The organism is Nonomuraea glycinis (assembly GCF_014646515.1).
GTDB classification, from domain to species: Bacteria; Actinomycetota; Actinomycetes; order Streptosporangiales; family Streptosporangiaceae; genus Nonomuraea; species Nonomuraea glycinis.
Genome location: NZ_BMNK01000003.1, coordinates 504,080 through 527,246, shown reverse-complemented (window position 1 = coordinate 527,246; position 23,167 = coordinate 504,080). Strand labels below are relative to the sequence as shown.

General features: G+C 70.6%; 21 protein-coding genes. 7 read left to right on the top strand and 14 right to left on the bottom strand.

The genetic code is table 11. The annotated features are described in order from the left end of the window. Nucleotides 1-51 precede the first annotated feature (51 nt). Together IEY87_RS11965 and IEY87_RS11960 are read right to left on the bottom strand one after the other, a co-directional pair. Complete coding sequence (locus IEY87_RS11965; RefSeq protein WP_189138622.1) at nt 52-780, bottom strand: AAA family ATPase; 729 nt, start codon at nt 778-780, stop codon at nt 52-54. A 65-nt stretch (nt 781-845) separates the two neighbouring features. Then, nucleotides 846-1,394, bottom strand: coding sequence for a TetR/AcrR family transcriptional regulator (locus IEY87_RS11960; protein ID WP_189138621.1), 549 nt, complete (start codon nt 1,392-1,394; stop codon nt 846-848). Between the two features lie 90 nt (nt 1,395-1,484). Here IEY87_RS11960 and IEY87_RS11955 point away from each other — a divergent pair, with 90 nt between their 5' ends. Both IEY87_RS11955 and IEY87_RS11950 read left to right on the top strand, forming a co-directional pair. Further along, nucleotides 1,485-2,186 carry an NADPH-dependent F420 reductase gene (locus IEY87_RS11955; protein WP_189138620.1) on the top strand — a complete coding sequence of 234 codons (702 nt, stop codon included), beginning with the start codon at nt 1,485-1,487 and terminating at the stop codon, nt 2,184-2,186. A gap of 82 nt (nt 2,187-2,268) precedes the next feature. Next, nucleotides 2,269-3,291: an NADPH:quinone reductase gene (locus IEY87_RS11950; protein WP_189138619.1), complete on the top strand. Its 1,023-nt coding sequence runs from the start codon at nt 2,269-2,271 to the stop codon at nt 3,289-3,291. A 39-nt stretch (nt 3,292-3,330) separates the two neighbouring features. Here the strand turns inward: IEY87_RS11950 and IEY87_RS11945 are convergent, their stop codons facing one another. From IEY87_RS11945 to IEY87_RS11935, 3 genes are read right to left on the bottom strand one after another with little or no spacing between them, the layout of a single operon-like run. Then, complete coding sequence (locus IEY87_RS11945; RefSeq protein WP_189138618.1) at nt 3,331-5,118, bottom strand: FtsX-like permease family protein; 1,788 nt, start codon at nt 5,116-5,118, stop codon at nt 3,331-3,333. 6 nt (nt 5,119-5,124) lie between these two features. After that, entirely contained in the window at nt 5,125-5,865 is a 741-nt protein-coding gene (locus IEY87_RS11940) for an ABC transporter ATP-binding protein (protein ID WP_189138617.1), read from the bottom strand. Continuing rightward, nucleotides 5,862-6,395, bottom strand: a complete 534-nt coding sequence (locus IEY87_RS11935; protein WP_189138616.1) for a PadR family transcriptional regulator — start codon at nt 6,393-6,395, stop codon at nt 5,862-5,864. The genes IEY87_RS11940 and IEY87_RS11935 overlap by 4 nt, the downstream gene beginning before the upstream one ends. A 77-nt stretch (nt 6,396-6,472) precedes the next feature. Between IEY87_RS11935 and IEY87_RS11930 the strand changes: the two genes are divergently transcribed. Continuing rightward, nucleotides 6,473-8,413, top strand: coding sequence for a DUF4118 domain-containing protein (locus IEY87_RS11930; RefSeq protein WP_189138615.1), 1,941 nt, complete (start codon nt 6,473-6,475; stop codon nt 8,411-8,413). Then, the gene (locus IEY87_RS11925) at nt 8,410-9,075 is read left to right on the top strand and encodes a response regulator (RefSeq protein WP_189138614.1); all 666 of its coding nucleotides are present in this window, start codon (nt 8,410-8,412) and stop codon (nt 9,073-9,075) included. Before IEY87_RS11930 ends, IEY87_RS11925 begins: the two co-directional genes overlap by 4 nt. Before the next feature lie 6 nt (nt 9,076-9,081). Here IEY87_RS11925 and IEY87_RS11920 read toward each other — a convergent pair whose 3' ends face one another. The 8 genes from IEY87_RS11920 to IEY87_RS11885 all read right to left on the bottom strand — a co-directional run bounded on the left by IEY87_RS11920 (nt 9,082) and on the right by IEY87_RS11885 (nt 16,567). Beyond that, nucleotides 9,082-10,971 carry an amino acid transporter gene (locus IEY87_RS11920; RefSeq protein ID WP_225276948.1) on the bottom strand — a complete coding sequence of 630 codons (1,890 nt, stop codon included), beginning with the start codon at nt 10,969-10,971 and terminating at the stop codon, nt 9,082-9,084. Nucleotides 10,972-11,030: 59 nt separating this feature from the next. Further along, nucleotides 11,031-11,675, bottom strand: coding sequence for a TetR/AcrR family transcriptional regulator (locus tag IEY87_RS11915; protein WP_189138613.1), 645 nt, complete (start codon nt 11,673-11,675; stop codon nt 11,031-11,033). A gap of 78 nt (nt 11,676-11,753) precedes the next feature. Beyond that, nucleotides 11,754-12,977 carry an RNA polymerase sigma factor gene (locus IEY87_RS11910; RefSeq protein ID WP_189138612.1) on the bottom strand — a complete coding sequence of 408 codons (1,224 nt, stop codon included), beginning with the start codon at nt 12,975-12,977 and terminating at the stop codon, nt 11,754-11,756. Then, the gene (locus IEY87_RS11905; RefSeq protein WP_189138611.1) at nt 12,974-13,309 is read right to left on the bottom strand and encodes a YciI family protein; all 336 of its coding nucleotides are present in this window, start codon (nt 13,307-13,309) and stop codon (nt 12,974-12,976) included. The genes IEY87_RS11910 and IEY87_RS11905 overlap by 4 nt, the downstream gene beginning before the upstream one ends. A 20-nt stretch (nt 13,310-13,329) precedes the next feature. Beyond that, complete coding sequence (locus IEY87_RS11900; protein ID WP_189138610.1) at nt 13,330-13,950, bottom strand: dihydrofolate reductase family protein; 621 nt, start codon at nt 13,948-13,950, stop codon at nt 13,330-13,332. A 70-nt stretch (nt 13,951-14,020) separates the two neighbouring features. Further along, a complete protein-coding gene (locus IEY87_RS11895; RefSeq protein WP_189138609.1) occupies nt 14,021-14,416 on the bottom strand; it encodes a hypothetical protein in 396 nt (131 codons plus the stop codon). A gap of 267 nt (nt 14,417-14,683) precedes the next feature. After that, nucleotides 14,684-15,325 carry a class I SAM-dependent methyltransferase gene (locus IEY87_RS11890; RefSeq protein ID WP_189138608.1) on the bottom strand — a complete coding sequence of 214 codons (642 nt, stop codon included), beginning with the start codon at nt 15,323-15,325 and terminating at the stop codon, nt 14,684-14,686. Between the two features lie 93 nt (nt 15,326-15,418). Continuing rightward, nucleotides 15,419-16,567: an FAD-dependent monooxygenase gene (locus IEY87_RS11885; RefSeq protein ID WP_189138607.1), complete on the bottom strand. Its 1,149-nt coding sequence runs from the start codon at nt 16,565-16,567 to the stop codon at nt 15,419-15,421. A gap of 129 nt (nt 16,568-16,696) precedes the next feature. Between IEY87_RS11885 and dnaE the strand changes: the two genes are divergently transcribed. Together dnaE and IEY87_RS11875 are read left to right on the top strand one after the other, a co-directional pair. Then, nucleotides 16,697-20,251, top strand: a complete 3,555-nt coding sequence (gene dnaE / locus IEY87_RS11880) for a DNA polymerase III subunit alpha (RefSeq protein ID WP_189138606.1) — start codon at nt 16,697-16,699, stop codon at nt 20,249-20,251. Nucleotides 20,252-20,322: 71 nt separating this feature from the next. Further along, on the top strand, nt 20,323-22,008 hold the full coding sequence (locus IEY87_RS11875) for an amidohydrolase (RefSeq protein WP_189138605.1): 1,686 nt from the start codon (nt 20,323-20,325) through the stop codon (nt 22,006-22,008). A 67-nt stretch (nt 22,009-22,075) separates the two neighbouring features. Here IEY87_RS11875 and IEY87_RS11870 read toward each other — a convergent pair whose 3' ends face one another. Further along, the gene (locus IEY87_RS11870; protein WP_225276947.1) at nt 22,076-22,510 is read right to left on the bottom strand and encodes a nuclear transport factor 2 family protein; all 435 of its coding nucleotides are present in this window, start codon (nt 22,508-22,510) and stop codon (nt 22,076-22,078) included. Nucleotides 22,511-22,597: 87 nt separating this feature from the next. On the opposite strand from IEY87_RS11870, the gene IEY87_RS11865 reads away from it, so the two are divergent. Then, nucleotides 22,598-23,149, top strand: coding sequence for a TetR/AcrR family transcriptional regulator (locus IEY87_RS11865; protein ID WP_189138604.1), 552 nt, complete (start codon nt 22,598-22,600; stop codon nt 23,147-23,149). Nucleotides 23,150-23,167: the final 18 nt, after the last annotated feature.

Below are 23,167 nucleotides of genomic sequence, written 5' to 3'. Positions count from 1 at the left end.
AGGGCCCCGTCACGGCGCACCGCACGACGGTGTGAGACCGACGTCCCTGCCTCAATCGGCGTCCAAGGCGTACCGCAGGTAGAAGTCCGGCTTGGCCATGAACCGGCGCCAGTGGTCGACCAACTGGAGGTTCTCCCACTCCGCCGGGTGCATGCCGTCCTCGCCCAGTTCGATGATCTGAGCACCTGGCAGACTTGCGAGGATCGGCGAATGGGTGGCACAGACGATCTGGCCGCCCTCGCCCGCGACGCGATTCATGAGGGCGACCAGTCGCACGCACGACTGGAACGACAGCGCGGCCTCGGGCTCGTCCATCAGATAGAGCCCCGGCCCGGACACCATGCGTTCCAGAACGGTGAAGAACCCCTCGCCGTGAGACTGCTCCGTAAGATCGTCTTCCCAGAATCCGTGCATCCCGGAAACGTTCCGTCCGAGGTTGAACAGCGTTTCGGCGCGGAAGAAGAACGCGCGCCGCCGGGTGCGAGGACCATGGAGGAGGCGCAGTCCCGTCGTGGTGAGCTCAGCGTCAAGAACCTCGCCGAGCGGGGTGCGCTCGCCGGTCGAGGAGTATTTGGTCCCTGCCTTGCCGCCCTCGGAGTTGATGCCGCACACATCGGCGATGGCCTCGACCAAGGTCGACTTCCCCGACCCGTTCTCACCCACCAGGAAGGTGACCGGGCGGGTGAGGGCCAGCCCATGCTCGACCAGATGACGCACCGGAGGCAGAGCGCCGGACCAGCCGCTGGGCAGACGAAGAGCCTCCAGCCGGGTCAACAGCACCGTTACCGCCTTTCCGCCTCATCCAGCAGCCGATGAGTGTACGCCCACGTCCGCTGATCTGTCTGTCAGGACCTCTTGCGCAGTCCGTCGGTGACGACGGCGAGGATCGGTTCCAGCGGGTCTTCCTTCCTGGCCATGCACGCCGACATCAGTGCCCTGATGTCGGCGTAGCCGACATCGGCGCGCACGTCACCCGATTTCTGGGCGGCGGCGAGCAGTTCGTGCAGGCGGCCGCACAGGTCGGCGCCGGCGCGTTCGCCGATGGCGTCCAGCCGGCGGTCGGTGCCGGCCAGCTCGGCCAGCCCGCAGTCGGCCGCCCCCGCTCGTACCAGGGAGGTGAAGAGGGCGAAGAAGGCGGTGGCGGGATCTTCGTGGCGGGCGAGTTCGTCGGCTTCGGCGGTGAGCTTCACCAGCCGGGTGGACATGATCGCGATGAGGAGATCTTCCTTCGTCGGGAAGTGGCGGCTCACCGTGCCGGTGCCGACCCCGGCGCGGCGGGCGATCTCGTGTACGGGCACGGAAAGGCCCTCGGTGGCGAACACCTCGGCCGCCACCTCCAGCACGCGTGCCCGGTTACGTCGCGCGTCGGCCCGCGGCGCGCGTTCGTCCGACATGATCCACACCCCTCTATCGACAAACGGGACGACCATCCCGTATATTTCAGAGCAACCGGGACGCCCGTCCCGATTCTAGGAGGTCCAGCCATGTCACACCAGCCCACCCTCGGACTCATCGGCAGCGGAAAGATCGGCGGCGCCCTCGCCCGCCTCGCCGTCGACGCCGGCCTCAACGTCGTCCTCAGCAACTCCCGCGGCCCGGAAACCCTCGCCGACCTGGTCGCGGAGCTGGGACCACAGGCTCGCGCCGCCACCCCGGCGGAAGCGGCGGCCGCCGGGGACTGGGTCGTGGTCACCATCCCGTTGAAGAACTACCGCCAGGTCCCGGTGGCGCCACTGGCCGGCAAGGTCGTCCTCGACACGGCCAACTACTATCCCGACCGCGACGGCTCGATCGCGGAACTGGACGCTGAAGAGGTCACGACCAGCGAGCTGCTCCAGCGGCACCTGCCGGACAGCAAGATCGTCAAGGCGTTCAACAACATCTGGGTCAACCACCTGACCTCACTGGCCCGCCCGGCGGGCTCACCCGATCGTTCGGTCCTGCCGATCGCCGGCGACGCGACGGACGCGAAGGCCGCCGCCACCCAGCTGCTCGACCTGATCGGCTTCGACGCCCTCGACACCGGATCTCTCGCCGACAGCTGGCGCTTCCAGCGCGACACCCCGGCCTACGTCGGGTTGTATTTCAAGGACCCGCAGAACAAGACCGCGGAGGACCCCGGCGGGCCGACGAGCGCCGAGACGATCCGCGCGGCGCTGGCGGCGGCCCAACGCCCGAACGCCTGAACCACGGCTTCTCGTTCGCCATCGAGGCGGACGACTCCTGAGGAGACCGCCCGGCCACTGTCACGCCATCATGGAGATGAAGATGAAAGCCATCGTGTACCGCGAGATCGGTGATCCCTCCGTCCTGAAGCTCATCGAGCGTGACGTGCCCGAGCCCGGACCCGGCGAGGTCCGCATCCGCATCCACGCCTCCGGCGTCAACCCGACCGACTGGAGGGCACCCTCCAGCTCCGAGTGGCCGATGCCCTATCTCGAGGTGACCCCGCACCATGACGCCGGCGGCGTGATCGACGCGGTCGGTCCGGGCGTCGAGACGTTCGCGCCCGGCGACCGGGTGTGGGTGATGTCGGCGGGGCTCGGCTACAACACCGGCACCGCCCAGGAGCTCACGGTCCTGCCCACGTCCAAGGTGTGGCCACTGCCGGAGAACGCGTCGTTCGAGGTGGGCGCAGCGCTCGGAATACCCGCGCTCACCGCGCACCGGGCGCTCACCGTCGCCGAGGGCGCCCCGCGGCGTCTGGCTCCCAAGGCGCTGGACGGCTTTACCGTGCTGGTCACCGGCGGCGCGGGCGCGGTCGGGCACGCCACGATCCAGCTCGCCCGCTGGGCCGGCGCGACCGTGATCACCACGGTCAGCGGGCCGGAGAAGGCGGCACTGGCCACTGCGGCCGGCGCGCACCATGTGGTCAACTACCGCGAGGGCGACCCGGTGGCCGAGATCCGCGCGGTGGCGCAGGACGGCGTGGACGTCGTCGTCGAGGTCGCCGTGGCGGAGAACCTCGACGTCGACCTGGCGGTGCTCAAGAACAGCGGCACGATCGCGGTCTACAACGACGACAACCCCAAGGTGGAGCTGAACATCCTGCAGAACATCGGGCTCGACACCCGGTTCCACTTTCTCCTGGCCTTGTCCACCGACGAGCGGATGGCGCGGATGGCGGGCGCGGCCGACGACGTCACGGCGGCGGTGCTGGACGGCGCGATGGGCGTGGGCGAGGAGCACGGGCTGCCGGTGATCCGCTTCCCGCTGGCCGAGACCGCCGCGGCGCACCTCGCCGCGCAGAACGGTGCCGTGGGCAAGGTGATCGTCGACCCCACTGCGTGACGGCGGCGGCGCGTGGACCTCGGCAGGCACGGCCACTTCTCACGCTGTTTCGGCGCTGAGGGCCTGCGCCACGGGTTGGCGGGCCGCCAGGCGGGCGGGCAGGGCGGTGAGTGCCGCCGTCGCCAGGACGGTCGTGAGTGCGGCGCCGAGCAGCCAGGCGGACGGGGTTTCCGCGGCGTTGCCGGCGGCGAAGAGCGCGAGCAGACCGCTGCCCAGCGGGACGCCGATGACGGCACCGGGCAGGCTGGGCAGGAGCTGGGCGAGGGACAGCCCGGCGGCGATCTGTCCGGGGGTGGCGCCGAGCGTACGCGCGATGGCCATGTTCGCCCGGGCTTCCATGGCAGTGGTCCAGGTGAACGTGATGGTGTTCACGATGGCGAGCGCGATCAGCAGGACGGTGACGGCGAGCATCAGTTGCCGGTCGTGCTCGCCGCGCAGGTTGGGCAGGACAGAGGAGCCGTTCAGGCCGTAGCCCCTCTCCGGCTGGGCGTAGAGGGTCAGCAGGGCGACGAGCGCGATCACCGTGGTGGCGGTGGAGCACGCCTGCAGCACGGCGCGGCCCGGCCCGCGGGCGGTCAGGCGCAGCCCGAGCAGCAGCGGCGTGGGCAGCAGTGCGGACAGCGCGGTGAGCCGGGGGCGGTGACGGGGCCGGTGCGCGGTGGCGGTCAGCGCCGTGACGGTCGCCGTGCGTAGGGCGCGCAGCGTGGGACGCAGCGTGGACAGCACCGCCACGGCCACGGCGAGGGCGGTCGCCGCCGCGACCGTGGCGGCGCTCGGCCCGGCCGCGTCGCCGATCCGGCCGGTGGTAGGGCCGGCGAGGGCGGGCGCGGTCAGGCGGGCGATCACCAGCCCCAGCGCGTCGCCGGCCAGCGCCAGCGCCAGGTATTCGGTGAGCAGGACGGTGCCGATCAGACCCGGGGTGGCGCCGACGGCCTTGAGCAGTCCGGCCCGGCGGGTCCGCGCCGCGGCGCGTCCGGCTGCCAGCGCGGCCACTCCGGTGATGGCCAGGAAGCTGAGCAGCCAGCTGCCGACGACCAGGATCGGCCGGCTGTTCCTGAGGATGACCAGGTCCTGCTGGGCGGTGAACTGCCAGGAGTGGAGGTTGATCCTGACGGCGGAGTCGCGGTGGGCGTCGTGGAAGGACTCGGTGGCGGCGGGGTCGCGCAGCTTGAGGTCCAGGGCCATGGTCACCGGCAGCTCGTGGGACGACGCCAGGGTCCGGGCATCCGATCGGGTCATCCAGGCCAGGCCGCTGTAGTCGCTGCCCCCGCCGTACGGGCCGATCTGCGCCGCTCCGGGGTAGATGGAGGTGGCCGCGGTCACGGCGATCCCGACGACGGGGTACGACCGGCCGGCGATGGTGACGCGGTCGCCGACGCCGACGCCCAGCGCGGTGGCGAAACCGCGTTCGAGGACCGTGCCGCCGGAGCGTACCCAGTGGCCCGAGGTCAGCAGCGGGCGGTTGACCGCGCCGGGCGTCTCGGCGAAGCCGTGCACCACCACGTTGGAGGTGCGGCCGCGTGCGGTGAGGTCGGCGTAGACGATGCGATAGGGGCCATGGTGGGCGACCACTTCGGGAGCGTCCGCCAGCGAGGTGAGCGCAGAGGTCACGGCCGGGTCGGAGCCAGGGGTGAGCGCCACCATGTCCGGCCCGGCGGTGGCCGCGCGGGTCTGCTCGTACAGTGCCTGGCTCGCCCCGCTCAGGGACAGGCCCAGGGTGAAGGTGGCGGTGGCGGCGGTCACCGCGACGACGAGCATCGCGGCCTGGGCCGGGTGCCGTCGGAGGTCGGCCAGGACGAGGCGGGCGATGAGGACGAGGCGTCCCATGGTCGGTCAGCCCTCCAGCCCGATCAGCCCGCCGAGCCCGCGCGGGTGGGAGCCGGCCAGCCGGGTGTCGTCGACGAACATCCCGTCGCGCATCGCGATCAGCCGGTCCGCGGTGGCCGCGACCCGCTCGTCGTGGGTGACGACCACGAGGGTCTGACCCGCGGCGCGCAGGTCCTCGAAGATCCTCAGGACGTCGAGGGTGGCCGAGGTGTCGAGGTTGCCGGTCGGCTCGTCGGCCAGGACGACCAGCGGCTCGTTGGCCAGCGCGCGGGCGATGGCGATCCGCTGACGCTGCCCGCCGGACAGCTGCGACGGCAGATGCCGGGCCCGGTCGGCGAGCCCGACCCGTTCCAGCAGCAGGCTCGCGCGCCGCCTGGCCTGGCGGCGCGAACGCCCGGCCAGCAGCGCGGGCAGCTCAACGTTGTCGGCCGCCGATAACTCCTCCACCAGGTGGAAGGCCTGGAAGATGAACCCCACCGACTGACGTCGCAGGCGCGCCAGGGCCCGCTCGCTCAGCGTGTCGATCCGCCGCCCGGCCACCCACACCTCCCCGCCGGTGGGCCGCTCCAGGCCGCCCAGCAGGTGCAGCAGCGTGGATTTCCCGCAGCCGCTGGGCCCCATCACCGCCAGCGTCTGCCCCTGCGGCACCTCCAGGTCGACCTCGTCCACCGCGTGGACCCGGCTCTGCCCCTGACCATGCGTCTTCGCCAGGCCGAAGGCCCGGACCACGGCACTCGACACGTTCATTCGCCCTCGACTTCGTCATCGATCTTGGACCAGGCCCGCTCACAGGCATCCAGCCAGCGCAGGTCCGCCTGCAACCGCAGCACGACCCCTTCCAGCAGCAGGCCGGCGCCCGACCCCGCCGGCTCGGCCAGCGCCGCCCGCTGCGCCTCACCCAAGCGGCGCAGCAGCTCACGGCGCTGCGCCGCCACCAGCTCCACCGGGTCGGCCAGCCGGGCCGCCGCGGCGGCGGTGAGCTTGAGATGGAACTCCGCCAGGTCCGGTTTCGGCCAGCCGACCTCGGCCAGCCAGGCCGCCACCCGCTGCTGCCCGGCCGGCGTCAGCGCGTAGACCTTGCGCTCGGGCCGCTCCGGAAGACCGTCCGCGCGCTCGCAGACGACGAGTCCCGCCTTTTCCAGTCGCGCCAAGGTCACGTAGATCTGGCCGCGGTTCATCGCTTCGCCCAGCGGGCCGAGACTGCGCCGCAGGCGAGCGTGCAGGTCGTACCCGTGTGTCGGCTCTTTGGCGAGCATCGCCAGCACCGCGTCCTGCATCGCATCCCCCTAACGGTTAGCTAATAGATAGCGGTTGCCTATGGGGGGTGTCAAAACGCTGCCCGTAGCCTTGGCGTATGAGCGAGGCCGACCACTACCGCGCCGAGGACACCTGGGAGGCGCGTGAGCGGGTCGTCGTCGCCCTCACGGGCGGCCCCGAAGGCGACACGCTGGTCCGGCGGGCCGCTCGCATCGCCGCCCGGAACCAGGACGCCGACCTGCTCGCCGTGCATGTGACCCCCGCCGACGCCGACGCGCCCGGCCTCGCCCGCCTGCGGGCCCTGGTGGAGAGCCTGGGCGGGTCCTACCATCACGTCGTCGGCGAGGACGTCCCGCGTGCGCTGATCGACTTCGCCCGTGGAGTGAACGCCACCCAGCTGGTGCTGGGCGCCTCACGCAGAGGACGGTTCGCGCAGATCATGTCGCGTGGCGTCGGGGTCACCATCATCGCGCTGTCCGGCTCGATCGACGTGCACATGGTCACGCACGAGGAGGCGAGCAGGGGCCGCCCGCGGTGGTCGCACGGGCGGACGGCGCTGACCCCCGGCCGCCGGTCGGCCGGGTGGGTGATGGCGGTGGCCGGGATCCCGGCGCTGACGGCCGTGCTGCTGCCGGCCAAGGGGGACCTGGCGCCCTCCAGTGAGATGTTGCTGCTGCTGTTCGCGGTCGTCGGCGTCGCGCTGACCGGCGGCATGTGGCCGGCGCTCACGGCGGCGGTCGGGGCGTCGCTGCTGCTCAACCTGCTCTTCACGCCGCCGGTGGGCCTCCTCGCCATCGCCGATCCGGAGAACATCCTGGCGCTGGTCGTGTTCGTCCTGGTGGCGGTGGCGGTCAGCGTGATCGTGGACATCGCGGCCCGCCGCACCCGGGAGGCCGCCCGGGCCACCGCCGAGGCCGAGCTGCTGTCCACCCTGGCGGGCCACGTGCTGCGCGGCGAGGCGGCCGTGTCGTCGCTGCTCGCGCGGATGCGGGAGACGTTCGGGCTGACCTCGGTGACGCTGCTGGAGCGGCGCGCCGAGCCGAGCCCCGACGACCTGGCCGAGCCGAGCCCGGACGACCTGGCCGAGCCGAGCCCGGACGACCTGGCCGAGCCGAGCCCGGACGACCTGGCCGAGCCGGGGCGCTGGCGGATCGTCGCCACCTCCGGCGGCCCGCCCGCGACCTGCCCGGCCGCCGCCGACACCGTCGTGGTGATCGACGAGCAGCTCGTCCTCACGGCGCGCGGCAGGCCGTCGGCCGCGGCCGACCGGCGGGTGCTGGAGGCGTTCGCCACCGAGGCGGCGGTGGCGCTGCGGCACGAGCGCCTGGCGCGGGAGGCCGAGCAAGCCAGGCCGCTGGCCGCCGCCGACCGGATGCGCACCGCCCTGCTCGCCGCCGTCAGCCACGACCTGCGCACCCCGCTCGCCTCGGCCAAGGCCGCCGTGGACAGCCTGGCCGAGCCCGGCATCGCCTGGTCCGGGCAGGACCGTGCCGAGCTGCTCGGCGCGGCCCGGCAGTCGCTGGCCAAGCTGGAGCGCCTGGTGGTCAACCTGCTCGACATGAGCCGGCTGCAGGCGGGGGTGCTGGGGGTCGACCTGCAGCCGACCTCGCTGGCGGACGTCCTGCCGGGAGCCGTCGACGACCTGGACCGGTCGCGGGACCGCGTCGAGTCCGCCGTCGGCGCCGAGCTGCCCGAGGTGCTGGCCGACCCGGCGCTGCTGGAGCGGGTGCTGGCCAATCTGATGGCCAACGCGGTCCGCTACAGTCCGCCGGGGGAGAAGGTGCTCGTCACCGCGAGCCGGCACGCCGCACAGGTGGAGGTGCGCGTCGCGGATCGCGGCCCCGGCATCCCGCCAGAGGCGTACGAGCAGGTCTTCCTGCCCTTCCAGCGGTTCGGCGACCGTGACAACCATGCGGGGGTCGGGCTCGGGCTGGCCTTGTCCCGGGGGCTGGCCGAGGCGATGGGCGGCACGCTCATGCCCGATCGGACACCAGGGGGAGGCCTCACCATGATCCTCACGTTGAGCGTGGCGTCATGACCCGCATTCTCGTCGTGGACGACGAGCCTCAGCTGCTGAGCACGCTGCGGATCAACCTCGCCGCCCGGCAGTACGACGTCGCGGTGGCCGCCGACGGCGCCGGCGCCCTGCACAAGGCCGCCGAATGGCACCCGGACCTGGTCATCCTTGACCTTGGCCTGCCCGATCTGGACGGCATGGACGTCATCCACGGGCTGCGCGGCTGGACGAGTACGCCGATCATCGTGCTGTCGGGCCGGGCCGGCAACGCCGACAAGGTCGAGGCGCTGGACGCGGGCGCGGACGACTACGTCACCAAGCCCTTCGGCATCGACGAGTTGCTGGCCCGCGTCCGCGCCGTCTCCCGCCGGACGAGCCAGGAGGAGGACCTGGCGCCGGTCCGGATCGGTGACCACGAGGTGGACCTGACGACGAAGACGGTCTCCGGCGGGGTGCGGCTCACCCCGACCGAATGGCACATCCTGGAGATCCTGCTCCGCAACCCCGGCAAGCTGATCGGCCAGCGGCGGCTGCTGTCGGAGGTGTGGGGCGTGAAGTACGTCAAGGAGTTCCACTACCTGCGCCAGTACCTCGCCCAGCTGCGCCGCAAGCTGGAGCGCGACCCGGCGCACCCGGTGCACCTCATCACCGAGCCGGGCATGGGCTACCGGTTCAAGCCCTGAGCCCGGTCAGCCGACGTGCACGACAGGGCGGCGGCCGGGGTCGGGCTCGGCCTGGCGGAGCACCTCCCGGGTGAGCGGCGGGATGTCGCCGCCGCCGAAGACGAGATAGCGCAGCAGCGCGCCGATCGGGTTGCCCTCGGCCGCCCAGTGAAAGTAGACATGCGGCGTTCTGCCCGCCTCGTCACGCAGGTGCAGCAGCAGGGCGGCGATGGCGTTGGCGACCGTGGAGCTCTGCGTCCGCATGATCCTGAAGCCGTGCCGCTCCTCGCCCACGACGTGCAGCTCGCCGGCGAACTCGGACGCGTCGGGGATGGTGACCTCCAGGAAGATCGGGCCCTCGCTGGTGCGCAGGCGGTGCAGCTCCCACGCCTCACGCATCTTGTCGACGTACTCCTTGCCGGTGCGCTCGTTCGGCTCGTTGGCGATGAGGTAGATCTCGCCGACCTCGTCGAGGAAGCGGCGGGCCTGGTCGTCGAGGGTGACACGGGTGACGCGCAGCTCGGTGGACCGGGTCGCGCGGGAGATCAGCGAGATCAGCACGATGGCGAGCACGAACAGCAGAGCGATGACCAGGCCGTCGGGGCGCTCGATGATGTTGGCGACCGTGGCGTAGCCGAAGATCAGCGTGACGAACGCGAAGAAGGACGCGGCGCGGTGCCGGCCGCCGATCCAGGCGGACAGGGTCACGGCGACCGCCGCCGAGAGGATCAGGGCCAGCACGCCGGTGGCGTAGGCCCCGCCCTGCACCTCCACCTCCGCGTCGAAGAACAGCGTGATGAGGACGGAGACGCCGGTGAACACCAGCACCATCGGCCGGGCGGCGCGTGACCAGTCCGGCGCCATGCCGTACCGGGGCAGGTAGCGCGGCACGATGTTGAGCAGCCCGGCCAGCGCGGAGGCCCCGGCGAACCACAGGATGCCGATCGTGGACAGGTCGTAGGCGGTGCCGAACCAGTCGCCGAGGTACTCGTGGGCCAGGTAGGCGAGCGCCCGCCCGTTGGCCGCCCCGCCCTCGGCGAACTCCTCGGCGGGGATCAGCACCGTGGTGGCGAGGCTCGACGTGATCAGGAAGAGGCTCATGATCAGCGCGGCCGTGGTCAGCAGCTTGCGCGCGCCCTTGATCCGTACCTCGATATCGCCCTTGACCAGGGGCATCACCGCGACGCCCGTCTCGAAGCCGGACAGGCCGAGGGCGAGCTTGGGCATGACGTACAGGGAGACCGCCACCATGGCGAGGGGGCTGGCGTAGTCGGCGGCGAGCACGCCTCGCCAGTCGGTCACCCGTTCCGGCTCGGCCAGCACGTGCAGGATCGCCGTGGTGAGCACGACGAGGTTGAGCAGCAGGTAGACGCCGACCAGCACGACGGCGATGGAGATCGCCTCGCTGAACCCGACGAGGAACACCCCGCCGAGCGCGGCGATCAGCACCAGCGTCACCGGCACCTGCCAGTGCGCCCAGGAGTGCGGCACGAACGGGTTGTGCAGGATGTGCGCGGTGGCGTCGGCGGCGGACAGGGTGATGGTGACGATGAACGCCGTGGCCACGAACCCGAGCAGGAACAGCACCAGCAGCTTGCCGCGCCAGCCGGGCAGCAGCCGCTCCAGCATCGACAGCGAGCCCAGCCCGTTCGGGCTCTCCCTGGCCACCGCCCGGTAGGTCGGCAGCGCGCCGAACAGGGTGAGCGCCACCAGCAGCAGGGTCGCGACCGGGCTGAGGGCGCCGGCGGCCAGCGCGGCGATGCCCGGCTGGTAGCCCAGGGTGGAGAAGTAGTCCACGCCGGTCAGGCACATCACCTGCCACCAGCTGTGCCGGTGGTCCGGCCCGGCGGCCTGGGTCTCCGGCCGCTGCAAACCCTTCAGCATCCAGGTGCGAACCCGCACTCCTGCATCGATCACCCCAAGGACACTAATGACGACAAGGACATACCCCGCATGATCAGGGCATCAAGAAAACGTCAATATGGCTCAGCGGGGGAGTAGTCGCCGGGGAGCAGCAGGGCGCGGTGCACCATCTGGTGGAGCCGGAGCCGGAAGCGCCGCCACTCCCGCTCGTCGGTGTAGGTCTTGGGCACGCCTTCGTCGTGCGGCACGCCGCCGAGCGCGAAGCCGTGGATGCACCAGGTGCACATGTACATGACGTACTGCAGGTCCGTGTCCCCGGTCAGTTGCCCGGCCGCCACGGCGGGCTGGAACAGGTCCAGGATGCTCTGGTAGAGAGGCTGGAGGTAGCGCGTCTCCACCTCCGCCACGTCCATGGCGTCCGACAACCACCGGTGTGTCCGCAGCGCGTAGGCGTCGGGGTGGACGGCGACGAAGTCGAGCTGGTTGTCGATGAGGCGGTGGATCGCCGCCGCGACGTCCAGGCTCTCCGCTTCGCGGAGCTCGTCCAGCACCGCGTGCAGCGACGCGCGCTCCAGATCGTAGGCGTGCCGCATGACGGCGATGTAGAGCTCCCGCCGGCCGCCGAAGAACTCCTCGATGACGGCCGGCTGCACGCCGGCCGCTTCGGCGATCTGCGAGGTCGAGGTGGCGTCGTAACCGAGCGCGGCGAACAGCTTGTACGCGACCTGAAGGACGTGCTCGCGGTCCGAAGAAGCCATGGTGAAAACGTACGTTCGCGCCACCTCCGGTTTCGGCGGCCACCCTGGGAGAAGGGTTCAAGATTGCGCATGCCCAGCTCAAATCGGCCGCCGCGTCTCGGTGAGACGCTCGGCGAGGAAGGCGCGTTCGGCGTCGTTGCCGGCCAGCGCGATCGCCCGCTCGTACGCCTCGGCGGCCTCGGCCCGGCGGCCCGAGCGGCGCAGCAGGTCGGCCCTGATCGCCGGCAGGTAGCGGTAGGTGGCGAGCCGCCCGTCCCGCTCCAGCGCCTCGACGTCGGCCAGGGCGGCCGCCGGCCCGCTGACCATGGCGAGCGCCACCGCCCGGTTGAGCGCCACCACCGGCGACGGCCAGACCTTCAGCAACTCGTCGTAGAGCACCAGGATCTGCGCCCAGTCGGTGTCGGCGTAAGTGGGAGCGGTGGCGTGCAGCGTCGCGATAGCGGCCTGGAGGGCGAACCGGCCCGGCGCGCCGCCACGCAGCGCGGCCACGACCAGCTCGTCCGCCTCGGCGATCGCCTCCTGGTCCCAGGCCGAACGGTCCTGCTCCGCCAGGAGCAGCAGACGCCCGTCCGCGGCGGCGCGGCCGGCCCGGCGGGCATGGCCGGCCAGCAGCAGCGCGAGCAGCCCGCGTACCTCCCGCTCGGCCGGCATCAGGTCGCGGAGCAGCCGGGCCAGGTCCAGCGCGTACGCGGCCAGGTCGTCCCTGGTCAGCGCGGGTCCCGCCGGCGCGGTGTGACCGGTGGTGAAGAGCAGGTGGATCGCGGTGAGCGCGGCGTCCAGCCGGTCCGGCAACTCGGCGGGAGCCGGCATCCTGAACGGGATCCGGGCCGCCATGATCTTCTTCTTGGCCCGGGTGATCCGGGCCGCCATGGTCGGCTCGGAGACCAGGAACGCGCGCGCGATGTCCGGCACGCTCACCCCGCAGACCAGCCGCAGGGTGAGCGCGACCTGCGCCTCGATGGCCAGCGCCGGGTGACAGCACAGGAAGACCAGCCGCAGCCGGTCGTCATGGGACCCCGGCTCGGCGGCGACGTCCGGCTCCACTAGCAGGTGCAGCTTCGAGCGCAGCGTCCTGGCCCGGCGCAGGGCGTCCAGCGCGTTGTGCCGGGCGGCGGTGGTCAGCCAGGCGCCCGGCCTGGCGGGCACGCCGTCGCGCGTCCAGGAGGCGAGCGCGGCGGCGTACGCGTCCTGGACGCACTCCTCGGCCAGGTCCAGGTCACGGGTGACGCGCACCGTCACGGCGAGCAACCTGGCCCACTCGTGACGGTGCGCCTCGGCCACCGCCTGCTGGGCGGAGGTCATCCGGCCAGCAGCGGCCGCACTTCCACGGCGCCATCCATGATCGGCAGCAGCCGGCCGACGGCGACCGCCGTCTCCAGGTCCGCGGCCTCCACCACGAAGAACCCGGCGATCACCTCCTTGCTCTCCAGGAACGGGCCGTCGGTGACCAGGCCGTCCTTGTGGATCGTCCGCGTGGTCGCGCTGGGCTCCAGCGCCTGCTCGTGGACGACCCGGACGCCCATCGCGGCGATCTTCTCGCCGGCGCTGAGGTTGGCCGCCATGACCTCGGGCGGGATGTCGGCCACCCCGCCGGGCGTCTCCTTCTCGTAGATCAGAATCGCGTACTGCGGCATGGCCGCTCCCCTCTGCTCGATCACCAGTTGCCGGTCTCGGGGCCGAGCTCGCCGTAGCCCACCTTGCCACTCCTCGCGTACGTGCTCACGACCACGCCCGAGCTCGACGTCGTGCTGTCGAGCAGGTCGAGCCCGGCCGTACCGGTCCTGAAGAGTCGTTTGCCCGAGCCGAGGAGCACCGGGAAGACCAGCAGGTGGAACTCGTCCACGAGGTCGTGCTCGATGAGCGTCTGGATCAGCTCCCCACTGCCGTGCACCTGGATCTCGCCGCCCTCGCCCCGCTTGAGCTCGCCGACCGCCTCGACGACGTCGCCGGTGAGCAGCGTCGAGTTCTGCCAGGTCACCGTGTCCAGGGTGCGGGAGGCGACGTACTTGCGCAGGCCGTTCATCCGCGCCCCGATCGGGTCCTCGGGGCCGGCCAGCGGCCAGGTGGCGGCGAAGCCCTCGTAGGTCGCGCGCCCGAGCAGGAGCGCCCCGGCTCTGGCGGTCAGCGCGGCCATCCGCTGGATGAGCTCCTCGTTCATGTGCGGCACCGCCCAGCCGCCGTGCTCGAACCCGCCCGTACGGTCCTCGTCCGGGCCGCCCGGTCCCTGTACGACGCCGTCCAGGGACATGAACGTGGTCACCATCAGTTTCCGCATGATCATTCCTTGTCAGTCGGTGATGCCTTCACTGACTACGGCGAACGAGACCGGCCACAATCGACAGCCGTCACGAATGGGAGGCGCGGATCTCCGTCATGGTGAAGTCGTCGACGATGTGCCGGTTCTGCAGCAGGAACCCGACCACGCCCGCCACCGCCTCCGCGCTCAGCGCCGCCCGCACGTGCCCGCTCAGGACGTAGACCAGCGGCGTCGACGGCTGGTCCAGCGCGAACCGGCGGCCGTGGCGGTGCACGTCCTGCAGCGCCCTGATCGGGATCGGCCGCGTGGTGGTGAACCACGCCGCGACCTCCCACAGGGGCAGCTCCGGATCGGCGGTGGCGGAGGCTTCGTAGCAGGTGATGCAGCCGTTGCCGGCGTGCTGGCCGTGCGAGCAGGTCCACTTGACGACGTCCGCCGAGCTCTGGGCGTTGAGGATCGCCGCTTCGGTGACACGGCGGCGCATCGGACGCGGCGCGTCCCCGAACGGCGGATATGAGTCGCTGGCGATGATGGTTCCCTTCGGGCCCAGTTCGGCGTGGCCCGAGCCTAACCCCGTGCGACGTCAGGGGGAATCATGACCACACCCGCCTCCCGCGACGCCCGTGCTTGGCCGCGCGCCGCCGATGGACAAGGCCTGATCATTGTACGTGAACCGCTGTTGTCACTGGTCAGCGCTCAGGCGCACAGTAACGCTCATCGCTACCCGAGACGGCGGAGCTCACACGGTCACCTACCCCTCGGGTCGTACGGCCTGGACGTAGCGCAGCCGGGGCGGCAGCTCTCCCTCGGCCTCGACGCGGAAACCGGCGTCGGGGACGAGCGTGCCGAGCACGTCGTGGCCGTGATGCCGGATGAGCAGCTCGCCCAGCCGCCGGGCCAGCGCGTTCGCCGGCGGCCTGAGGTCGGCGACGAGCAGCCGCCCGCCCGGCCGCAGCACGCGGAGCATCTCCCGGACCGCCTCCAGCCGGTCGCCGGCGGGGAGGTGGTGCAGCGCCAGGCTGGAGACGACCGTGTCGAAGGAGCCGTCCGGGAACGGCAGGGCCTGGCCCCTGCCGACCGTGAAGTCACAGTTGCCGGGTGCGCGGCGGAGCGCGTACTCGATCATGGCGGGGGAGGGGTCCAGGCCCGTCACGTGCCCGGAAGGCGTCACCACCGGCGCGAGCACCCGCGTCAGGTAGCCGGTGCCGCAGCCTACGTCCAGGATGCGGTCACCGGCTCGCGGCCTGGCCAGGGCCGCCAGGCGGGTGAAGGTGTAGCGGCGGGCCCCGGCGAAGGCGATGGCCGAGGCGATCTCGTAGGCGCGCGGATGATTGAGCGTCCTGCCGGAGTCGGCGTGCTCGGTGTGGTGCTGCAGGAGCTTGCCCGTGCTCATGGTGGGCTTCCCTTCTCGTCCGGCGTGTTCCACCAACGAATGATGTGCGTACGGGATGTCCAGGTCAACGACCGAATCCGGCAATCTCCGGGTTCAGTGGCTGAACCGCCCGACCACCTGCCAGATCCGGTAGTACAGCCCCGGCGGCAGATGTGCGAGCAGCCCGGAGTGCCGCTGCCCGAGCAGCTCCATCAGCTGCTCCGGCGGCCGGTCGATGTAGCGCGGGAGCTTCTCGAACCACTGGGCGCTGTGCCGGGCCGACCGCTGCGCGGACCGGATCTCGGATCGGCGGGTCTTCTCGTAGCGGGCCAGGGCGGGCTCGAGCTCCGTGTTCCGATGCAACTCCTCGGCCAGGACGGCGGCGTCCCCGAGGGCGAGGCCGGTGCCCGAGCCGATGGAGTAGTGCGTGGTGTGCGCGGCGTCCCCGAGCAGGACGAGGTTGCCCCGGTGCCACGTCCGGTTGTTGGTCAGGGTGGGGAAGTGCTCCCAGCGCGCGCTGCCGTCGGCCCGCGTGCGGCCGATCAGCGGGTGCCCGTCCAGCACGTCGGCGAACAGCTTCTCCAGCATGCTCAGGCAGTCGGCCTCGTTCGTCCCGTCGAACCCGAACCCCTGCCACGTCTCGGGGGAGCACTCGACGACGACGGTGCTCTGCTCCGGGCTGAAGCCGTAGCCGTAACACCAGATCCAGCCGTGCTCGGTCTCGCGGAAGGCGAAGGTGAAGGCGTCGAAGACCTTGGTGGTGCCCAGCCAGAGGTAGGGGTGCCGGCCGACCGTCACCTCGGTGCCGAAGTGGTCGGCGTGCCGCTCCCGCAGCACACTGTTGACGCCGTCGCCGGCCACGACCAGGTCGGCGTCGGTCAGCTCGTCCTCGGCGAGGATCTCGCAATCGAACTCCAGCTGTACGCCGAGCGCGCGGGCCCGCTCGGCGAAGATGTCGAGCAGCCGCTGGCGGCCGACGCCGAACCCCTCGGCGCCGTTCTCGACCGTGACCGTCACGCGGTCGTGGACGTGCGTGACCCAGTCCTGCCAGCGGACCGAGCTCTCGCTGATGGCGTTCCCGGACTCCGGGTCGGCGCTCCGCAGATAGTCGATCAGCGCCTGCCAGTAGGTCACCCCCCAGCCGAACGTGGATCCGGCGGGGTTGCGCTCGTAGACGGTGATGTCGTGGGACGGGTTCATCCGCTTCATCAGGATCGAGAAGTACAGGCTGGCGGGCCCTCCGCCGACACAGTTGATCTTCACATCTCCCCCTTATGTGACTTAACGTAATCAACATGTAGCACATGGTGGTCGGGAGAAGGTGCGGCGGGGTGCATGGGACGGAATAGGCTCCTGCGGTAAGTCTGGCCAAGGCGAGCGTTAGGGGACCAGGTGAGCAAGTCCTTCGTGCATCTGCACGTACACACCGAATACAGCATGCTGGACGGCGCGGCCAAGATGAAGCCGCTGTTCAAGGAGGCCGAGCGGCTGGAGATGCCGGCGATCGCGATGTCGGATCACGGCAACATGTTCGGTGCGTACGAGTTCCAGAAGGTGGCGAAGGGCAGCCCGGTCAAGCCGATCATCGGGATCGAGGCGTACGTCGCGCCGGAGAACCGGTTCGTGAAGAAACCGGTCTTCTGGGGCCGGCGCGCGGAGACCGGGGTGGCGGACGGCGAAGGCGGGAAGGACGTCTCGGGCGGCGGCCGGTTCACCCACATGACCATGTGGGCCAAGGACGCCGACGGCTTGCGCAACCTGTTCCGCCTGTCGTCTTTGGCGTCGTTCGAGGGATATTACTCAAAGCCCCGGATGGACCAGGAGCTGGTCGCGCAGCACGCGTCCGGGATCATCGCCACCACCGGCTGTCCCTCCGGCGCGGTGCAGACGCGGCTGCGGCTCGGCCAGTACGACGAGGCGGTCCGGGTCGCCGGCGAATACCAGGAGATCTTCGGCAAGGAGAACTACTTCCTGGAGCTGATGGACCACGGCATCGACATCGAGCGGGAGGTCCGGGCGGATCTGCTCCGGCTGGCCAAGCAGCTCAGCATCCCCCTCCTGGTCACCAACGACAGCCACTACGTGACCGAGGACCAGGCCGACGCGCACGACAGCCTCCTGTGCGTCGGCGTGGGCAAGAACAAGGACGACCCCAACCGCTTCCGGTTCAACGGCTCGGGTTACTACCTCAAGAGCGCCGACGAGATGTACGCCCTGTTCACCGAGCTGCCGGAGGCGTGCGACAACACGCTGCTGGTGGCCGAGATGGTCGGCGACTACACCGAGGTGTTCGGCGAGGTGAACCGGATGCCGGACTACCCCGACGTGCCGGAGGGGGAGACGCAGGAGTCGTGGCTGCGCAAGGAGGTGGAGCGCGGCCTGGAGCTGCGCTACGGCACCCCGGTCCCGGCCGAGGTGCTGGAGCGGTACGAGACCGAGATGAAGGTCATCGGCCCGATGGGGTTCTCCTCCTACTTCCTGGTCGTGGCCGACATCTGCCAGTACGCGCGTGACAACGGCATCGCGGTGGGGCCGGGCCGTGGCAGTGCCACCGGGTCGATCGTGGCGTACGCGACCCGCATCACCGAGCTGTGCCCGCTGGAGCACGGGCTGCTGTTCGAGCGGTTCCTCAACCCCGAGCGGATCAACCCGCCGGACATCGACCTGGACTTCGACGACCGCCAGCGCGACCGCATGGTGGCCTACGTCACCGAGAAGTACGGCAATGAGTACACCGCGCAGGTCAACACGTTCGGCACGATCAAGGCGAAGGCCGCCGTCAAGGACGCGTCGCGGATCCTCGGCTACCCGTTCGCGGTCGGTGACAAGATCACCAAGGCGATGCCGCCGGACGTCATGGGCAAGGGCGTCCCGCTCGCGGACATGTTCAACGAGGACCACCCCCGCTACAACGAGGGCGGCGAGATCCGGGCCCTGTACGAGAACGACCCGGACGTGCACAAGGTCATCGACACCGGGCGCGGCATCGAAGGCCTGATCCGCGGCACCGGCGTGCACGCGGCCGCGGTCATCCTGTCGTCGGCGCCGCTGCTGGACCTGATCCCGATGCACCGGCGGGACAAGGACGGCGTGATCATCACCGGGTTCGACTACCCGTCCTGCGAGGACATGGGCCTGGTCAAGATGGACTTCCTGGGTCTGCGGAACCTGGGCATCATCGACCACGCCATCAAGATCATCGAACAGAACCGGGGCATCAAGCTCGACACCCTGACGCTGCCCCTCGACGACGCGACCACTTACCAGCTCATGGCCCGCGGTGACACGCTCGGCGTGTTCCAGCTCGACGGCGGCCCCATGCGCCAGCTGCTCAAGCTGATGGAGCCCACCCGGTTCGAGGACATCGCGGCCGTGCTCGCCCTCTACCGGCCGGGACCGATGGCGGCCAACGCGCACACCAACTACGCGCACCGCAAGAACGCCCGCCAGGACATCGAGCCCATCCACCCGGAGCTCAAGGAAGCGCTGGAGCCGATCCTGGGCACCACCTTCCACCTGCTCGTCTACCAGGAGCAGATCATGGCCGTCGCCCGTGAGCTCGCGGGCTACACCCTGGGCGGCGCCGACATGCTGCGCCGGGCCATGGGCAAGAAGAAGAAGGAGGTCCTGGACGCCGAGTGGGGCAAGTTCTCCGCCGGTATGCGCGCCAACGGCTACTCCGACGAGTCGATCCAGGCGCTGTGGGACGTCATGCTGCCGTTCTCCGGTTACGCGTTCAACAAGTCGCACACCGCCGGCTACGGACTGGTCGCCTACTGGACCGCCTACCTCAAGGCCAACTACCCGGCCGAGTACATGGCGGCCCTGCTCACCTCGGTCGGGGACGACAAGGACAAGGCCGCCATCTACCTGGCCGAATGCCGAAAAATGGGTATTCAGGTGCTCGCGCCGGACGTCAACGAGTCCCAGCTCGACTTCGTCGCGGTCGGCGACGACAAGGTGCGCTTCGGCCTCGGCGCGGTCCGCAACGTGGGCGCGAACGTCGTCGAAGGCGTCGTCAAGGCCCGCAAGGAGAAGGGCCGCTACACCGACTTCGACGACTTCCTCGGCAAGGTGCCCCTGCCCGTCTGCAACAAGCGGGTCATCGAGTCGCTGATCAAGGCGGGCGCGTTCGACTCGCTCGAACATCCGCGCAAGGGCCTGCTCATGATCCACGAGCAGGCGGTCGAGTCGGTCATCGACATCAAGAAGAACGAGGCCCACGGCCAGGACTCCCTGTTCGGCGGCGCGGACGACGCCGACGAGGACACGGCGTTCACCGTCGCCATCCCGGACATGGAATGGGACAAGAAGACCAAGCTCGACTTCGAACGGGAGATGCTCGGCCTGTACGTCTCCGACCACCCGCTCGCCGGCGCGGAGCGGCTGCTGGCCCGCAACCGGGACACCGCGATCGCCGACCTGCTCGACAGCGGCCGCGACGACCGCGGTGACGTCACCGTCTGCGGCATGATCGCCAACGTGGACAAGCGGGTCAACAAGGCCGGCAACGTGTGGGCGATCGTCACCGTCGAGGACATGGACGCGGCGGTGGAGTGCCTGTTCTTCCCCAAGAGCCACGAGCTGTACGGTCCCGAGCTGCGCAAGGACGCCGTGGTGTCGGTGCACGGGCAGATCAACAACCGGGACGGCGCCATCTCGGTCTTCGCCCAGGACCTGACCCCGATCGACGTGTCCGGCATCACCAGCGACGCCGGGCACCCCGTCACTCTGAAACTGCGTGAGGAACGCATCAACCCGCAGGTCATCGAGGAGCTCCGCAACGTGCTGAAGCTGCACCAGGGACAGGTGCCGCTGCTGATCAACCTGAGGCGCATCGCCGGCAACACCATCGTGCTCGCCCTGCCGGAGTTCCAGGTCAACCCCGAGCCGAGCTTCGCCGCCGACATCAAGCAGCTTTTCGGCTCGGAGGCGATCGCACTCTGAACCAGGGGCCGCCCTCTTGTCATCGACGATCTTCCGGCGGATAGTCGAAGTTTCAATGAAGGGCGGCCCGCATGGATCGACGGCTCGTTTCCCGGCGCAGTGTCCTGGGCACCGGTGCGGTGGCGATCGGCGGCGCGATCGCCGCCCCCGGCGCGGCGGAGGCGGCTTCGGCTTCGACTCCGACTTCTCGGACTGTGCCTCAGGGGGATCTCGTCCTCCACAACGGCAAGATCCGCACCTTCGACGACCGCGACCGCACCGTCTCCGGCGTCGCCGTCGCGCAGGGACGCATCGTGGGCGCCGGGCTGAGCCTCGGGCGGCTGAAGCAGTTGGTCTCCCGGGACGCGAAGGTGATCGACCTGCGCGGCCACACCGTGATCCCCGGCATGATCGAGCCGCACGTGCACTTCGTCAGCCTGGCCATCCGCCCCGGCTACCACGTGGTGATCGAGAACGCGGGGAACATCGCCGGGATCCAGCGGTTGCTCGCGGCCCGCCGCCGGGGCGTGCCGGAAGGCCGGTTCGTCACCGCGATGGGCGGCTGGCACCCGAACATGTTCGCCGAGCGCCGCCTGCCCACCCTGGCCGAGCTCGACGCCGCCGTGCCGGACCGCCCGGTGCTGCTGTTCCAGGGGTTCACCGGCCCGGCCGTGACGAACACCCCGGGCAAGGCGGTGCTGGAGGCGGCGGAGGTGCCGTCGGTCGTCGGCGCGGACGGCTCGATCGCCGCCGGGGCGAACGCCACGGCCGCGCTGTACAACGTCCGCCTGACCCAGACCTTCGAGGACAGGAAGCGCAGCACTCTCGACGCCATGGCCTACGCGGCGAGCGTCGGCATCACCAGCGTGCAGGACCATGTCGGCTTCCCCTCGCTCGGGCCGCCCGCCCCCGGCCAGTTCCTGTCCAACTTCGACCACTACCGGATGTATGACTCCTGGCTCGCCCTGCACCGGGAGGACCGTACCTTCATCCGGTTGCAGACCAACTTCCTGCACAACCAGAACGACCCCGACCTGCCCGAGCTCACCCAGCGGCTGAACAACCAGTTCCAGCTCTTCGGCGACGACCTGATGATGACCGGCGGCATCGGCGAGTGGGGCGCCCCCGGCGACGGCAGCGGCCCGGTCTGGGCCAAGGCCCAGCAGCTGATCGCGCAGGCGGGCTGGCGCAACACCAACCGGGCGCTGAGCCTGGCCGCGCTGGAGGCCGAGATCGCCGGATACGAGGCGGTGAACGCCCAGCACGACATCACCGGCCTGCGCTGGCGCATCGACCATGTGCCGGTGGTCACCACCGCGCTGCTCGACCGGCTGCAGGCGCTCGGCGGCGCCGTACAGTGCGGGGCGTACAGCTATGTCGCGGGCGGCGGCCCGGCGGCGGGCGCGCCCTTCCGTACCATCCTCGACCACGGCATCAAGGCCGGCATCCACCTCGACGGCGTGCACATCGCCCCGCTCAACCCCTGGTACGGCGTCTACTACGCCGTCACCGGCCGCAACGCGCTGGGCGCCCTCGTCAACGACGGTCAGCAGATCACCAGGGACGAGGCGGTACGGCTGTACACGCGGGAGAACGCCTGGTTTCTCAATATGGAGGACAGACTCGGCACGATCGAGAACGGCAAACTCGGCGACCTCGTCGTCCTGAACCGCGACTACCGCACGGCCGGCGACGAGGACCTCAAACGCATCAAACCGATCCTCACCACGGTGGGCGGCACGATCGTCTACGACTCCGGCGACCTGACCCGCCACTGACCCCAGGATCCAACGAGCGGGACCCGGTACGGGTCCACCTCGGCGCACCAGGGCCAGGACCGGTCGGTCACTCCGCCGCGAGCAGGGCCATCGCCACGGGATTCTGGTACTCGCGCCACAGTGTGACGCGCCCGCCCCGGACCCGCACCACCACCGCGAACGGTGCGGCGGCACGCAGGCCATCGGCCTCGCGGACCGCCTCCACCTCGTACTCGACGACGGCGACCTGCGGGTCGGCCGTCTCGTGGACAACCACATCGCGCACGGCCGTGAACCGGATGCGTTCCCGGAGCGCCTCCCGCTGCGGCACGGCTCTCGCGGCGAACGCCTCCCGTCCCTCGGTCCGCCGGGGCGCACCGGGCGGGGCGAACGGGGTCTCGACCACGCCATCGTCGGCGAGGAGCGTCTCCAGCCCGGCCGCTGTCCCCGTCAGCAGGTGTTCCCGGAATCGTTCGAACGCCTCGCGTGGCCCTGTCAACGCTCCTCGGTCGACTTCGGTCACCGTGAACTCCTAACATGAGTTGTCACTCACTATCCTGCGGCTCAAATTATGAGTCGCCACTCATGTTGTCAATGCCCGGAGTTCACCATGTCTGAGCCGCCCCTCCGTGCCGATGCCCGCCGCAATCGGACCCGCATCCTCGCCGCCGCCGTCGAGGTCTTCGACCGGCACGGCACGTCCGCATCGACAGAGGAGGTCGCACGCTGTGCGGGCGTCGCCGTCGGCACCGTTTTCCGGCACTTTCCCACCAAGGCCGACCTGCTCGCTGCGATCATGAAGGACCTGCAGGACCGACTCGCCACCCGGGCCGAGACACTTGCTGCCGAGGGCGACCCCACCGCGCTGCTCACGTTCTTCGCCGAAGTCGTCGAGCACGCGGTCGGCGCCCGCACTGTGGTGCATCTGCTCGCCGTCGGCGGGATGGACGTGGGCGTCGACCGCCAGGTCGCGGGTCTCGGCAAGGCTCTCGACACCCTGCTGGTACGGGCACGGGAGGCGGGTACGGTCCGCGCCGACGTGAAGCTCGATGAGGTCATCGCCCTGCTCACCGCCGCCTGCCACGGCGCACTGGCCGCTGGATGGGCGCCCGATCTCCGTCACCGCACCGTCGCCCGGCTCCTCGACGGCCTACGCCTCTGAACCCTGGTGAAACAGGTG